Genomic DNA, 13,715 nt, shown 5'->3' on the forward strand with positions numbered 1-13,715 from the left:
TTCGTGGCCATCGGGGCGGGTAGCTTCCGGCAGCTCGCCGCGGGCCTCTACGGTCCGTCGGGAACCGCGACCCGCAAGGAGTGTCCCCGCATGCCGCACGACCTGTCGGACGAGAGCCGGTACGACCGGGCCCGCCTGCGCCAGTGGGCGCGCGGCCGGGCCCGCTCCGCCGGAGTGGACCGCCGCGACCTGCTCAGGCTGTTCGCGGCGGGGGCCGCCGCCGGGGCGGTGGGCCTGGGCTCCGCCGGCCCGGCCGCTGCCGCCGGCGCTCCGGCCGCGGTGCCCGGTACCGTCAAACCGCTGCCGCCGGAGCTGTTCACCATCCGGGGCACCAACGCGGAGACGAACTTCGCCGCCCTGCGCGGCACCGGGCCGCTCACCCCCGTCGACCGGTTCTTCGTGCGGAACCACACCACCACCCCGCGGATCGAGGCGGACGGCTGGAAGCTCTCGGTGTGGGGCGACGGCCTGGCGGGCGGCCCGGTTGAGTTCTCGTACGACCGGCTGCGCGAGCTGCCGGCGGTCCAGCGGACGCTGTTCATCGAGTGCGCGGGCAACGGCAGGAACTTCTACGCCACGCAGCAGGGCCAGCCGGTCACCGGCACCCCTGGACCCTGGGCGCGATCGGCGTCGCGCGCTGGCGCGGCGCGCGGCTGTCGGACGTGCTGCGGCTGGCGGGCGTGACGCGCGGCGCCGTCGACGTCCTGCCGCGGGGACTGGACGACGAGGTGGTCACGGGCGGGGTGAACCTGGGGCGGGTGCGGCGCCCGCTGCCGGTCTCCAAGGCGCTGGACGACGTACTGCTCGCGTACGAGATGAACGGGGAGCCGCTGCCGCCCGACCACGGCGGCCCGGTCCGCCTCGTCGTACCGGACTGGATCGGGATCTCCTCGATCAAGTGGGTCGGGGACATCGAGGTCAGCGGCGCGCCTCTGTACTCGCCGTGGAACACCGACACCTACCGGCTGTTCGGGCCCGACTATGGGGCGGAGGGGGCCCCGATGGGCCGGCAGACCCTCAAGAGCGCCTTCGAGCTCGAGCTGGGGGCGACCGTGCCGGTGCACCGGACGCGGCTGCTGACCGGGCGTTCCTGGTCGGCCGCAGCCCCCGTGGAGCGGGTGGAGGTCAGTACCGACGGCGGTGTCCGCTGGCAGTGGGCCCGGCTGCACGACGCGCCGCGCCGGGGCAGCTGGGTGCGCTGGTCGCTGCCATGGACCCCGCGGGCCACGGGCGCCACCGCGCTGCTGGCCCGGGCGACCGACGCCACCGGGCGTACGCAGCCCGCGACGAGCCCCCACAACACGCAGGGCTACCTGTTCGACGCGGTCGTGCGCCACCCGGTGACGGTGGTCTGAGCGGCGGTCAGGGGGTGTGGAACCTGACCTCCGGCGCGTCGGGGGCCGGACCGTCCAGGAGGGGCTGCGGCTTGCCCTTGAGGTGCTGGTCGAAGAAGGCGCCGACGTAGCGCCGGGTCAGCTCGACCGAGCGGGTGCCGGGCAGCGGGGCCTCGGGATCGGGGAGGCCCAGCTGCTCGGCGATCGCCGGGAAGTCGCTGAAGGTGAAGTGGCCGGAGTCCGCGAAGGTGATCCACCGCTTCCAGCCGTCGAGCAGGGGCCAGTCGTGGTCCCAGGACGGCATGCCGCCGGGGCCGCTCTTCTGCTCCCCGAGCAGCATGAAGGGGCGCCCGCCGAGCCCGGCCTCGGGGACCGGTGTGTGCAGGCCGCCGTCCATGTTCACCCCGGCACGGATCCTGGGGTCGGTCGCCATCGCGGCGACCGCGGAGGCTCCGCCGATGGAGTGGCCCGCCATGGCGATGCGGCTCTGGTCGATGAGGCCGGCGTGCCGCCAGGCGGGGTGGCGCTCGGTGAGGCGGTCCAGCAGGAAGGACACGTCGCGGCCGCGGTTGTCGCTGACCGCCTGCATGGGGGTGCCCCCTCTTCGGTCTTGTCGCAGGCCAGGCACTCCAGCACCCGCCCGCCGGGGAACGCGGTGCCCACGCTCTCGTACGCGTGGTCGACCGCGGCGACCACGTACCCGCGGGAGGCCAGGTCCTCGGCGAGCGCGGTGAGGGTGGCGCGGTGGACGGTGTAGCCCGGGGAGAGGACGATCAGCGGGTACCGTCCGGCTACGGGCCGGGCGTTGGACCGGGAGTGCGCGGCCGTGCCGGCCAGGGTCTCGACCGGGATCACCTTGTCCAGCCCCCGGTCGACCAGCAGCAGCCGGGCTTCCTCGCTCGTGAGGTAGTGCACGGGACCGCCGGTACCGCGCTGCGCCGGATAGCGCATGGTCACCATCAGCTCGCGCGGCCCGGACTGCGCCCACGGGTCCGTGCGGCTGCGGTCCACGAGGTGGAGCGTCTCCTGCCCGACGGAGAAACGGCCGGTGGGGCGCGGGAGTTCCACCGCGGCGCGGCGGCTCTCGGCCGCGGACGGGGCATCGGCGGCCACCGACGTGCCGGCGGCGGCGAGGGGAAGCGGCAGGAGGAGGGCGAGTAAGACTGCGGCGGAGGCGGATCGGCGTCGGTTCATGCGTCCGAAGCTACTGAGATCGACCTGCCGGATCGTCAGCTCACAGGAGGAGGCGCCGTCCCACCCCGGTCGGGTTCCGGGATCACCCTGAAGTAGTACTCCCGTCGGTGAAGCTGATGGCGCGGAGCTTCTCCCGCAGGTAGGCGTGGGAGTCGACCGGGTCGTGCACCACACGCCCGACGGGCGCGGGCAGGGATTCCACCCGGGTGTGCGCGTCGCATTCGTAGAAGTAGACCAGTGAGATCAGCTCCTCGGCCGGTGCGTCGGCCGGCGGCGGCAGCACGCGGTGGCGGCCCGCGCGCCAGCGGTCACCGGTCCAACGGGCCATCAGGTCACCGATGTTCACGGTGAGCGCGGCCGGGTCGTACGGGGCGTCCTGCCAGCCGTCGGCGTCGGTGTGGATCTGGAGCCCGCCCGCGCCGTGCTGCCGGTCGAGGACCGTGACCGTACCGAAGTCGGTGTGGGCCCCGATGCGGAACTGGCCGGGCAGCGGGGCTCCGACGACCTCGGTCCCCGGGTACCAGTTGAGGTTGAACCCCCAGGTGGGATGGGAGGTGTGGCGGGTGAAGTGGTCCTCGGCGAGGCCGAGGGCGGTGGCCAGCAGTCGCAGCAGCTCATCGGAGAGGGCCCGCATCAGGCTCAGGTACTCGGTCACCAGCGGCCGCAGCGAGGGCACCTCCGCGGGCCACGCGTTGGGGCGGAACCACTCGGCGTCCACGGCGGGCACCCCGGTGGGGTCCTCCGCCGCCCAGGACCACGACTCCTTCAGGTCGGGCGGCGAAGCCGTGCCTTCCGCGTAGCTGTTGGCCTCGGCGCCGGGGCCGAGCCAGCCGCGGCCGCCGACCGTGACCGCGTACGGCGCCTTCGCGGGGGCCGGCAGCAGGAAGAACTCGCGTGCGGCCGCCCTGATCCGGGCGGGCAGCGCGGGATCCACGCCGTGCCCGGTCACCAGCAGGAATCCGGCGGCCCGCAGGGCCTCGTCGACGCGGGCCGCCGTACGTGCCCGGGCGTCGGGTCCGCCCGACCGCCACGGCTCGAGATCGATCACGGGGACCTGGGAACGCGCCATGGGAGACCTGCCTTCCGAACCTGCGGGTGGCGTCCGCATCAGAGGCTATCGCCGCCCTGCGCTCACTGGTAGTGACGGCGTGCTGACGGCATCCGTCCCGCCGACCGGGAAGATCCTCCCGAAAGGGACGAGAATGGGACCGTGTGGCCAGGTCCGGGGCCGGGGCCCACGAGGGACGGAGCGAGCGGTGGAGATTTCGACCAAGGAGGTCTTCGGCGCCCCGTGCTGGGTGAGCCTGATGGCCCGCGACCTCGGCATGGCGCAGCGCTTCTACGGTGCGGTCGCGGGCTGGACCTTCCGGCGGGCCCGTCTCGGCGACGCGTTCTCGGTCGCCGAACTGGACGGCGTGCCGGTGGCGGGCATCGGGGCGCTCGCCTCCGACCTGGGGGTCGCGGTGGCCTGGACCCCGTACTTCGCCGTGGACGACGCCGATGTGGCGGTGGACCGCATCCGGGAGCGCACCGGCACCATCGCGGTCGGGCCGGTCTCCTTCGCCACCGGTGGCCGCGCGGCGCTCGTCGCCGACCCCGACGGCGCCGTCTTCGGCATCTGGCAGGGCGCCGTCTCCTCCCACTGGCGCGTGGGCAAGGGCCCGGCTCCGGCCTGGCTGGAGCTGCGTACCAGGAACGCCTTCGACGCGGCGATCTTCTACGGGGCGGTGCTGGAGTGGGCCACCGGCCGCACCGGCTGCTGCGAGGTCTCGTACGAGGAGGACCAGGTCGTCCTGAGGCAGGGCGGCGAGCCCGTGGCCCGCCTCAACAGCGGCCCAGTCGAGCTGGCCTCCTACTCCCCGCACACCCGCCCGCGCTGGCACGTCCACTTCCGCGTCCCGAAGCTCCGGCCCGCCATCGAGGCCGCCGTGGCGCTGGGCGGGCGTACCGTCTCGGACATCACGTCGAACGCGCTCGAGCGGTGGGTGGCGCTCCGCGATCCGGACGGGGCCCTCTTCACCCTGACGACCACCCTGGCGGCGGACACGGCATAGCGGCGGACGGTCCCTAGAGTTCGGGCACGAAGGGCAGATAGTCCAGCCCGGGGGTGGCGGGGATCATCGCGTAGCTGCCCTCGGGCAGTTCGTTCCACACGCCGGGAAGGTCACCGAGGGGCTCGGAGACCACCAGCCGCGTCGAGTCGGACACCTTCCCGAGGAAGGGCAGCTCGGGGTGGAGGTGCCGGACGGTCTCGGCCGCGCTGCTGTAGAACAGCGACCTGGACTGCCCCTGGCTCGAGTAGCGGAACGCCCAGACGCGCTCCCCGTCGCTGACCGCGACCGTCATCTGGAGCGGGTCGACCACTCCGTGCTCCTTGCCGAGCCGCTCCACCAGGCCGACCATCCGCGCCACGGCGCCCGGCACGTCCTGGTCGAGGCCGTAGGTGACCGCCAGGTAGAACATCACCTCGGAGTCGGTCGAGCCTTCGATGCACGGGAAGAGGGCCGGGTCCACGGCCATGCAGAGATCCCGCTGCAGCCGGTGGAAGTCCGTGATCGCCCCGTTGTGCATCCACAGCCACCGCCCGTGCCGGAAGGGGTGGCAGTTGGTCTGCTGGATCGCCGACCCGGTGGAGGCGCGGACGTGCGCGAAGAACAGCGGCGAGCGGACGTGCCCGGCCAGCTCCCGCAGGTTGCGGTTGTTCCAGGCCGGTGCGATGTCCCGGAAGACGGCGGGCGTGCCGTCACCGCTGCCGTCCGCGCTGTACCAGCCGATGCCGAACCCGTCACCGTTGGTCGACTCGACGCCCATCCGCGCGTTGAGGCTCTGGTTGATGAGCGAGTGCTCGGGACGGTAGAGCACCGCGTCGAGCAGCAGGGGAGAACCCGAGTAGGCGAGCCAGCGACACATGAACACCATCCCCTTCTCGGATCCGAGCCTAAGCCCGTCGGCGGGGCGCGGCGCGCCCGGACGGTCCGGACGGGTCACGCTCGGTGACGGTTCGAGATGCGGGCGCGCGGCGCTGCTGGTTCGCTGAATCCGCCCGCTCTCCCCCACCGATACAAGGAGCGATCATGAGCGTTTCAGGCGAGTCCCGCGGCCGGTCCCAGCAGATGCGCGCCAAGGCCCAGGAACTGAACGAGGCGGCCGACCGTTCGCAGGACCCCGAGGAGCGGCAGCGGCTGCGTGACAAGGCCCGCCGCCTCCAGGAGCAGAGCCAGCAGGAGAACCGGATGGACGACCGGGGCATGGACCCCATGTAGTCCCGCTCCTCCGTCCTGCGCACCCCCGGCCGGTGGCCGCCGCGATCCCCGTCGCCGCGGCCACCGGCCGGTGCGCTGTCAGGAGGATCCGGCCGGGACGTGCTGGGTGACGCAGTGGACTCCGCCGCCGCCCCAGGCGAGGACGCGCGCCGGGGCGGCGACCACCTCGCGGCCGGGGAAGAGGGCGGCGAACTGTGCGAGGGCGAGGGCGTCGGCCGGTTCGCCCGCGGTGGGTACGACGACGCTGCTGCTGGTCAGGTAGTAGTTCGTGTAGCTGAAGGTCTCCACGCTGCGCCCGCCGTGGCGGAACTGGGGCTGGTGGTGCATCTCCACCACCTGGAAGGGGCGCCCGCAGGCGTCGGTCGCGGCGTCGAGTACCGCCTTGTTGGCGGCCATCCGGGCGTGGTTGGGGTGGCTGGGGTCGGGCTGGGTGTGGAGCAGGAGCCGGGCCGGGCCCAGGTAGGCGGCGACGAGGTCCACGTGTCCGTTGGTGACGTCGTCGTGGTGGAGTCCGTACGGGAGCCAGATGACCTTGCTCGCCCCGTACGAGGCGAGCAGCGTGGCCTCGATCTGCGCCCGGGTCATGCCCGGGTTCCGGTTGGGGTGGAGCAGGCATTCCTCGGTGGTGACGAGGGTGCCCTGTCCGTCGGTGAGCACGGAGCCGCCTTCGAGGACCATGCCGACCGGGGTGCGGGGCAGGCCCAGGTGTGCGCACACGCCGACGGGAAGCAGATCGTCCTTGTCGTAGGGGAACTTCTCGCCCCATCCGTTGAAGGCGAAGTCGAGGCCCGCCCGTTGGGTCCGCTGTGCGTTCACCGCGAAGACCGGTCCGGTGTCCCGGGTCCAGCAGTCGTTGACCGGGTACTCGATCACCGTCACCGAGCTCCCGCACAGATCGCGTGCCCGCTGCGCCGTTCCCGGCTCGGCGACCATGAGGACCGGCTCGAACCGGGCGACGGCCCTGGCGATGCCGGCGATCTCGGCCTGGACGTCGGGGAGCTGCCCGCCCCATCCGACGGTCCTGTCCCACGGCCAGGCCATCACGCAGCCGGCGTGCGGCTCCCATTCGGCCGGTGCGTGGAGCGGGTCCTCGCCGGTCGCGCGTTCGGCGGAGGGAAGGGTCCGGGCGGCGAAGGCCGGGCTGCCGAGCAGGGGGAGGGCGGCGGCCGAGAGGGCGGCGGCGCCGAAGCCGCGCCGCGTCATGCGTGGCAGGTGCATGTCATTGCTCCTTCTGTGGGAATCGGTTTCCGAAGGGCCCGGGTGGGCCGGGGCGGGCCGGGGTGAGCCAGGAGGGGCCTGGACGAGCCCTGGGATCAGCGGCGTTCGGCGGCGAGCACGTCCACGCGCCCTGCCCCGCCTTCGCCTTCCTTGTCCGCCTCGCGCGCCTGCGCGGCGCGCAGCGTGTTCTGCGGCTTCTTGACCGTCAGGTAGACCAGACCCGCCGTGATCACCGCACCGGTGCCCAGCAGGCCCGCCCAGATCTGGTACCAGGGAGCCCCCCGCGGGGCCATGACGGCGCGCGGCCAGCACACGTTGACGACCTCGAAGGCGGTCCACAGCACGGCCAGCACGTTCAGGAGGGTGCCCTTGCGCCCCTGCCGGATGTGCCCGGAGGGGACCCAGCTCCCGCGCAGCCGGGCGACGAGTGCGGCCAGGGTGACCAGGAAGAACGGCAGGAAGGTGGCCGCCGTACCGAAGGCGATCAGGCTGCCGATGGCCGTGGCGTTCAGCCCCAGCAGCAGACCGGTGCAGCTGACGAGGGTCGAGGCGACCAGTCCGCCGATCGGGGCCTGGCGGCGGTTGACCCGGCGCACCTGGCGGGAGAAGGGGAACACCCCGTCGCGGGCCAGCGAGTACACCCCGCGCGCGGCACCGCCCTGGGAGGCCATGGCGCATGCGAGGAACCCGACCAGGACGACGGCCACGAAGGGCTTGTCGGACCAGGAACCGAACGCGCTGGTCACGGCGGTGGTCACCGGGTCGAGGTCCTCCCCCGCGACGACGGACCGCGGCGCGGGGTGGGCGAGGGCGACCGCCATCGCGTTGAGGATGACCACGAGGCCGACGCTGAGCAGGGCCCACCACATGGCGCGCGGGACCTGCCGGCCGGCGTCCTTGGTCTCCTCCGCGGTGGAGACGCAGGCGTCGAAGCCGATGAAGCCCCAGCCCGCGACGGCCAGGACGGCGAGGAAGGCCATGGCGGTCGACCCGCCGGAGAGCTCTTCGGCGCCCAGGGTCTCGGTGAACAGCGCGAACCCGTGTTCACGGAAGAACAGCAGCAGCGCGAAACCGACCAGGACCGAGGCGATGGCCTCGGCGGCGATGCCCAGGGAGACGAACCAGCTCAGGATCCGGATCCCGCACGCGTTGACCAGCATGCAGCCGAGCAGGATCCCGGCGGCCACCGCGACCATGGACCCGGGTGTGGGCGTGGCGCCGACGAGGGCGAAGACCCAGGGGGCGGCCAGGTACGCGACGGTGGTGTTGCCGAACATCACGGCGAACTGCCACACCCAGCCGCTCATCCAGCCGAAGGAGGGGCCGAGCAGCCGCCTGCCCCACTGGTACGGGCCGCCGGCCAGCGGCCACTGCGAGGCCAGCTCGGAGTAGACGTTCACCACCAGGCACTGACCCAGGAGCACGATCGGCAGCGCCCAGACCCAGGCGGGCCCGGCGATCATCGTGCCGACCATCGAGACGGCGTACAGGGCGACGACGGGCGAGACGACGGCGAAGCCCATCGCGATGTTCCCGAGGATGCCGAGGCTGCGGCTCAGTTCCTGGGTGTAGCCGAGATCGGTCAGGCGGGCGGCATCGGCGTCGCCCGTTTCAGGGCGTGCGGAGGGAAGGTCTGGCATGCGCACCTCTCACGGAGGGATGACGCACCGGGGCGCCCGGCGCGTCCCGAAGGTTAAATCTAACGTTGTTAGGTATCGGGAATGCGGGGACCTTAACCCCGGCCCGGACCCTTGGGAAGACCCTGCGTACGGGTAACCTGGCGGCCGGGAACGAGGGGGATCGCACCGTGGGCCGACCGAACCAACCGCTGCTCAGCCGCGAGATCATCGCGCGCGCGGCCCTCGAGCTCCTCGACGAGGAGGGGCCCCAGGCCCTGAAGATGCGGGCGCTCGCCGACCGGCTCGGCGTCCGCGGAGCGTCCCTGTACCACCACGTCGCCTCCAAGGACGACGTGCTCGACGCGGTCTCGGAACTGATCAACGACGAGATCGACCTGAGTCCGCTCGACGAACCCGACTGGCGGGCCGGAATCGCGGCGTACGCGCGCGGCTACCGCCGGGTGTACCTGCGCCACCCGAACGCCATCGCACCGGCCGCCCGGCGCAGGGTCGAGGCGGACCGCGCCCTGCGCGGCTACGACGCCCTGCTCGGCGCCCTGATCCGGGCGGGCTGCACCCCTGCGCGCGCCGCCGAGGCCGCCGCCGCCATCGACTACCTGGTCCTCGGCTCCGCGCTCGAGACCTTCACCGCCGGGTTCACCCGCGCCGCGGCCGACTACCGCCCCGCCTACCCGGCCCTCGCCGACTCCCTCACCGGCGCGGCGGCCACCGGCGCGGGCCTGGCCGAGCTCGACGACCGCGGGTTCGAACTCGGTCTCGGGCTGGTCCTGGACGGCCTCGCCGCGTAGCCGCCCGCCGGGCGGGTAGCCGCGTGGCAGGACGTCACGGCGGAAGGGCGGATACCCATGGGCGGCGAGGCGGCGCGCGAGGGCGGCACGGCTCGGGAGGTGGCGGCCCGGTGCGGACTGGTGGCACGCGGCGTGCTGTACGTGCTCGTCGGCGTGCTCGCACTGCGCGTGGCGTTCGGCGACCAAGGACCGGAGGCGGACCGCAAGGGCGCACTGCAGGAGCTCATGGACAAGCCCCTCGGTGGTGTCCTCGTCTGGGCCATCGGCATCGGCCTCGTCTGCATGATGCTGTGGCGGCTGTCCGAGGCGGTGTTCGGCGTGGCCGGGCCCGACGGCGACAAGGCCTCCAAACGGCTCGCGTCGGCGGCCCGGGCCGTGTTCTACGCGGTCGTCGCCTTCTCGGTGCTGTCCTTCGCGGCCGGTTCCGGCGGCGGGCGGTCCGGCGACGAGCAGTCGCGCGACGTGACGGCCAAGGCGATGGAGCTGCCGGGCGGCCCGTGGTGGGTGGGCGCGGTCGGGGCGGCGATCGCCGTCGGGGGCGTCGTCATCGCCGTACGGGCGGCCCTGCGCACGTTCCGCAAGCACCTGGCGCTGGACCGGATGCCCGAAGGGGTCCGCAAGGCGGTCGAGTTCCTCGGCGTCACCGGCGGCGTGGCCCGCGGCACCGTCTTCGCGGCGGCCGGCGCCTTCGTCGTGTATGCCGCGGTGCGCTACGACCCGGCGCAGGCCAAGGGCGTCGACGACACCCTGCGGTCCTTCACCCAGACCCCGGCGGGACCCTGGCTCCTCGTCCTGATCGCCGCCGGGCTCATCCTGTTCGGGCTGTTCTCCTGGGCGATGGCCGGCTGGCGCCGGGTCTGAGCAGTGCCCTCAGCCGCGCTCGCGGAGGTACGCCTCCAGCTCGGCGGCCCCGGTCAGCATCGCCCGCCCGCGCGCGGACAGCCGGCCGCGCCAGTCGCCCAGTGCGGCCTCCAGCGGCTCCAGACCGCCGGCCCCCGCACCTGGGCGATCAGCGGGGCGATCTGCTCCAGCAGGTAGCCGCCCCGCCTGAGTTGGTGGGCCAGCCGGACGTCCCGTACGTCGGCCTCGTCATAGACGCGGTACCCGGTCAGCCGGTCGCGGCGCGGGCGCACCAGCCCGGCGCGCTCCCATGTGCGAAGCGTCGCGGGCCGGATGCCGAGCCGCCCTGCCAGCGGCCCGATGAACGTGCCGCCGGGAGGCCCGGACTCCGCCGCGTCGGGTTCGGACGGCGTGGTGGGCGCCAGGTCGCGCAGCGCGCTCTCCACCGCCCGGAGTGTGCGCCGGTCGTCGAGGAGCTGGGCATGACTCTCGTCGATGAGGCGGAACGCCTCGTCGACGGCGCCCTGGTTCACGGCCCGCATGACCGACGTCGCCGTCCGGTGGCCGTGGCCAGGCACCAGGGCGAGGAACGCGCCCAGGGCCCGCGCGTGCAGCGGGGCATAGGTGCGGTAGCCGTGGGGTGTGCGATCGGCGGCCGGGAGGATTCCCGCCTCCTCGTAGTTCCTGATCGCCTGCGTGGACAGACCGTGCCCGCGCGCCAGGTCGATCGGCCTGAGCTTCCTATCGCTTTGAAGGTTTCGTCCCACGAGCCCGAGGATATCGCGAAAAAGTCTCAACCGAATCTTCAACGATAGCGTTGAGGGCATGGCAACTGACATCAAGGACACCGCCCGCGCCGTCGAGGCCGCCGCCGTCATGAAGCTGCTTCCGGCCCGGCCGCGGCTGCTCGCCCTGGGCGAGCCCACCCACGGCGAGGACACCCTGCTCGACGTGCGCAACGAACTCTTCCGGCAGCTCGTCGAGCAGGAGGGCTACCGGACGGTCGCGATCGAGAGCGACTGCGTGCGGGGCCTGCTCGTGGACGCCTACGTCACCTCGGGCACGGGCACCCTCGACGAGGTGATGGAGCACGGATTCAGCCACGGGTTCGGCGCGTCCGCGGCCAACCGCGAACTCGTGCGCTGGATGCGGGCGTACAACGAAGGCCGGCCCGCGCCCGAGCGGCTCCGCTTCGCCGGCATCGACGGCCCGCTGGAGATCACCGGCGCCGCGAGCCCCCGGCAGGCCCTCACCGCGCTCCACGGCTGCCTCTCCGCCCGGGTGGACGCGGATCTGCTCCCTGCACCGCGGAAACGCTCGACCGCCTGCTCGGCGCCGACGACCGGTGGACGGAACCCGCCGCGATGATGGACCCCTCCCGGTCCGTGGGGCGGTCGGCCGACGCCAGGGAGCTGCGGCTGCTCGCCGACGACCTGGCGGCGCTGCTCGACGAGCAGACCCCGCACCTGATCACGGCGACCTCGCGGGACGACTGGGAGCGGGCGCGCCTGTACGGGCGCACCGCCACCGGCCTGCTGCGCTACCACTTCTGGATGGCCGACACCTCACCGGGCCGCATGACGCGGCTGCTGGGCCTGCGGGCCCAGATGATGGCCGACAACCTCCTCGCGATCGCCGCTCGGGGGCCGGCACTCATCCACGCCCACAACGCCCATCTCCAGCGGGAGAAGAGCACGATGCGGATGGGCGGGACGCCGCTGGAGTGGTGGAGCGCCGGCGCGCTCGTGAGCGCCCGCCTGGGCGAGGGGTACGCCTTCCTGGCCACGGCGCTGGGCACGATCCGGCACCAGGGAGTGGACACCCCGCCATCGGACACCCTCGAAGGACTCCTGTACGCGCTCCCGGAGGACCGCTGCGTCATCGACGCCCCCCGGCTGGCCACCGCCCTCGGCGACCCGCTGCCCGCCCCCCGCGTATCCCCCTGGTTCGGATACGCCCCGCTCGACCCGGCCCACCTGGCGGACAGCAACGGCATCGTGTTCGTCAAGGACTGCCCGCAGGACTAGCGGGCAAGAGATGCCCTAGAGCCGGACCGTCCACTCGGCCGTGGAGCGCAGGGTGCGGGCGATCTTGGGGTCTCGTACCGAGGGGGTGCGGTCCTCCGCCGTGACCGAGAGCCGGTGGGTGCGGAGGTCGAAGAGCCACAGGTCCGCCACCGCCACCTCGGTCCGGCCCTCGAACCTCTTCAGCTCCCTGCCGTCCAGGTACCACCGGACCACGAGCTGGCGCCCGTCCGCTCCGGCCAGCCTCGGCACGGCGGCCTTCGCCGTGTGGCGCATCCGCAGGGTGCGGTCGGTCGGGGTGAGCGGCGTGACGGTCCTCGCGTGCTGGTGGAACCCGCCGATCATCGCCTCGACGCCGGGCAGGTTGAAGGGCTTGCCCAGCACCCGCATGATCGAGTTGTCCGTGGGCCGGTACAGGCCGGTGGCGAAGTAGCCTCCGCCCTCGTACGCGCCCACCGTGCCGCCGTCCGGAGACGGTTCGCCGAGCCACCGGTACCACTTGGCCCGCTGGGCGGCCATCCGGTCCGCGGGCAGGGCGGAGCTGTTGGATTCGGCGGGCTCGGGGCCGGTGTACTTCTCGTACTCCGGGACGCCGGAGTAGAAGTACTCGTCCGCGAGCTTGCCGAGCGAGTGCCCGGTCTCGTGGATGGCCACCTGACCGGACTTCGCGTGGCCCGCCGAGGCGGTCGATATCCCCTCGTAGCCGAGGGTGGTGCTGCGCTCGTTGTAGCCCGCGCCGCCGTACTTGGCGCTGTTGGCCAGCACGATGACCAGATCGGCCTCCGGCGCCTTCGCCACGTACGCGTCGACCTTGGGCTGGTCGATGCAGAGCAGCCGCTCGATCTCCTCGCACCAGAAGTACGAGCCGAGGGCGGTGTCGCGGACGGTGGCCGGGGTGGGGTCGCCGGAGACTCCGGACTCGCGGGAGACGGCGTCGACCGTCCACACGTTGAAGAGGTTCCGGTAGGTGGTGTACGGCTCGACCGCCGTCACCTCGTCCCACTTCTGCCGGGCGTCGGAGCGGAACCGCTCCAACTCGGCGGAGGTGTAGCCGTCGCCGATGACGACGACGTCGAGGCGGTCGGCGGTGGGGCCGTTGTCGATCACCTTGACGACCTCGCCGTCGGCCGCCCGCTCGGCCGCGGAGAGCCCGCCCGCGGTCTTCGCCCGGGCCCCGGCGGCCGGTACCCGGGTGTGGCCGGATCCGGCGTCGCCGCCTTGTTCCGGCCCCGGTATCTCGACCTCCACCCCTGCTGCCGGCGGCGCGTCGGCCGCCCCTGCCGGTGCGGCTGCCACCAGCACGGCGGCCGCGCAGGCCGCCGCGAGGGCGGCCCGCAGTACGGGACCCTTGGCCCGGACTCTGACTGGACGCATGAAGTCCTCCCCCTGGAAAGGAAGTTAAACAAGGAGATAA

The 13,715-nt window shown here is 73.1% G+C and carries 9 protein-coding genes and 4 pseudogenes; 6 read left to right on the top strand and 7 right to left on the bottom strand.

All coding sequences use genetic code 11. The annotated features are described in order from the left end of the window. Positions 1-90: 90 nt before the first annotated feature. Positions 91-1,355 (top strand): annotated as a pseudogene (locus tag JIW86_RS05855) (sulfite oxidase). Between the two features lie 7 nt (positions 1,356-1,362). Here JIW86_RS05855 and JIW86_RS05860 read toward each other — a convergent pair. After that, positions 1,363-2,528: pseudogene (locus JIW86_RS05860) on the bottom strand (alpha/beta hydrolase family protein). An 82-nt stretch (positions 2,529-2,610) separates the two neighbouring features. Further along, on the bottom strand, positions 2,611-3,597 hold the full coding sequence (locus JIW86_RS05865; protein WP_257552820.1) for an isopenicillin N synthase family dioxygenase: 987 nt from the start codon (positions 3,595-3,597) through the stop codon (positions 2,611-2,613). Between the two features lie 238 nt (positions 3,598-3,835). Here JIW86_RS05865 and JIW86_RS05870 point away from each other — a divergent pair, with 238 nt between their 5' ends. Then, the gene (locus JIW86_RS05870) at positions 3,836-4,582 is read left to right on the top strand and encodes a VOC family protein (RefSeq protein WP_257559228.1); all 747 of its coding nucleotides are present in this window, start codon (positions 3,836-3,838) and stop codon (positions 4,580-4,582) included. A gap of 13 nt (positions 4,583-4,595) precedes the next feature. Here JIW86_RS05870 and JIW86_RS05875 read toward each other — a convergent pair whose 3' ends face one another. Then, positions 4,596-5,438, bottom strand: coding sequence for a class II glutamine amidotransferase (locus tag JIW86_RS05875; RefSeq protein ID WP_257552821.1), 843 nt, complete (start codon positions 5,436-5,438; stop codon positions 4,596-4,598). A 164-nt stretch (positions 5,439-5,602) separates the two neighbouring features. On the opposite strand from JIW86_RS05875, the gene JIW86_RS05880 reads away from it, so the two are divergent. Further along, positions 5,603-5,791 carry a DUF6381 family protein gene (locus tag JIW86_RS05880; RefSeq protein WP_257552822.1) on the top strand — a complete coding sequence of 63 codons (189 nt, stop codon included), beginning with the start codon at positions 5,603-5,605 and terminating at the stop codon, positions 5,789-5,791. Between the two features lie 78 nt (positions 5,792-5,869). Here the strand turns inward: JIW86_RS05880 and JIW86_RS05885 are convergent, their stop codons facing one another. Beyond that, positions 5,870-7,009 carry an agmatine deiminase family protein gene (locus JIW86_RS05885; protein WP_257552823.1) on the bottom strand — a complete coding sequence of 380 codons (1,140 nt, stop codon included), beginning with the start codon at positions 7,007-7,009 and terminating at the stop codon, positions 5,870-5,872. A 95-nt stretch (positions 7,010-7,104) separates the two neighbouring features. Next, entirely contained in the window at positions 7,105-8,649 is a 1,545-nt protein-coding gene (locus tag JIW86_RS05890) for an APC family permease (protein WP_257552824.1), read from the bottom strand. Positions 8,650-8,816: 167 nt separating this feature from the next. Here JIW86_RS05890 and JIW86_RS05895 point away from each other — a divergent pair, with 167 nt between their 5' ends. After that, the gene (locus JIW86_RS05895; protein WP_257552825.1) at positions 8,817-9,437 is read left to right on the top strand and encodes a TetR/AcrR family transcriptional regulator; all 621 of its coding nucleotides are present in this window, start codon (positions 8,817-8,819) and stop codon (positions 9,435-9,437) included. A 57-nt stretch (positions 9,438-9,494) separates the two neighbouring features. Then, complete coding sequence (locus JIW86_RS05900) at positions 9,495-10,298, top strand: DUF1206 domain-containing protein (RefSeq protein ID WP_257552826.1); 804 nt, start codon at positions 9,495-9,497, stop codon at positions 10,296-10,298. 9 nt (positions 10,299-10,307) lie between these two features. On the opposite strand, the pseudogene JIW86_RS05905 reads toward JIW86_RS05900, so the two are convergent. Continuing rightward, a pseudogene (locus JIW86_RS05905) lies at positions 10,308-11,044 on the bottom strand (TioE family transcriptional regulator). Between the two features lie 58 nt (positions 11,045-11,102). Between JIW86_RS05905 and JIW86_RS05910 the strand changes: the two are divergent. Further along, positions 11,103-12,304: pseudogene (locus tag JIW86_RS05910) on the top strand (erythromycin esterase family protein). Positions 12,305-12,319: 15 nt separating this feature from the next. Here JIW86_RS05910 and JIW86_RS05915 read toward each other — a convergent pair. Then, the gene (locus tag JIW86_RS05915; RefSeq protein ID WP_257552827.1) at positions 12,320-13,675 is read right to left on the bottom strand and encodes a M64 family metallopeptidase; all 1,356 of its coding nucleotides are present in this window, start codon (positions 13,673-13,675) and stop codon (positions 12,320-12,322) included. Between the last annotated feature and the right edge of the window lie 40 nt (positions 13,676-13,715).

The organism is Streptomyces sp. NBC_00162, assembly GCF_024611995.1.
Taxonomy (GTDB): domain Bacteria; phylum Actinomycetota; class Actinomycetes; order Streptomycetales; family Streptomycetaceae; genus Streptomyces.

Excerpts from the sequence above, each read along its gene's own strand:
- JIW86_RS05885 (WP_257552823.1), bottom strand. The coding sequence starts at position 7,009 with ATGCACCTGCCACGCATGACGCGGCGCGGCTTCGGCGCCGCCGCCCTC.
- JIW86_RS05890 (WP_257552824.1), bottom strand. The coding sequence starts at position 8,649 with ATGCCAGACCTTCCCTCCGCACGCCCTGAAACGGGCGACGCCGATGCC.
- JIW86_RS05875 (WP_257552821.1), bottom strand. The coding sequence starts at position 5,438 with ATGTGTCGCTGGCTCGCCTACTCGGGTTCTCCCCTGCTGCTCGACGCG.
- JIW86_RS05880 (WP_257552822.1), top strand. The coding sequence starts at position 5,603 with ATGAGCGTTTCAGGCGAGTCCCGCGGCCGGTCCCAGCAGATGCGCGCC.
- JIW86_RS05870 (WP_257559228.1), top strand. The coding sequence starts at position 3,836 with ATGGCCCGCGACCTCGGCATGGCGCAGCGCTTCTACGGTGCGGTCGCG.
- JIW86_RS05900 (WP_257552826.1), top strand. The coding sequence starts at position 9,495 with ATGGGCGGCGAGGCGGCGCGCGAGGGCGGCACGGCTCGGGAGGTGGCG.
- JIW86_RS05915 (WP_257552827.1), bottom strand. The coding sequence starts at position 13,675 with ATGCGTCCAGTCAGAGTCCGGGCCAAGGGTCCCGTACTGCGGGCCGCC.
- JIW86_RS05865 (WP_257552820.1), bottom strand. The coding sequence starts at position 3,597 with ATGGCGCGTTCCCAGGTCCCCGTGATCGATCTCGAGCCGTGGCGGTCG.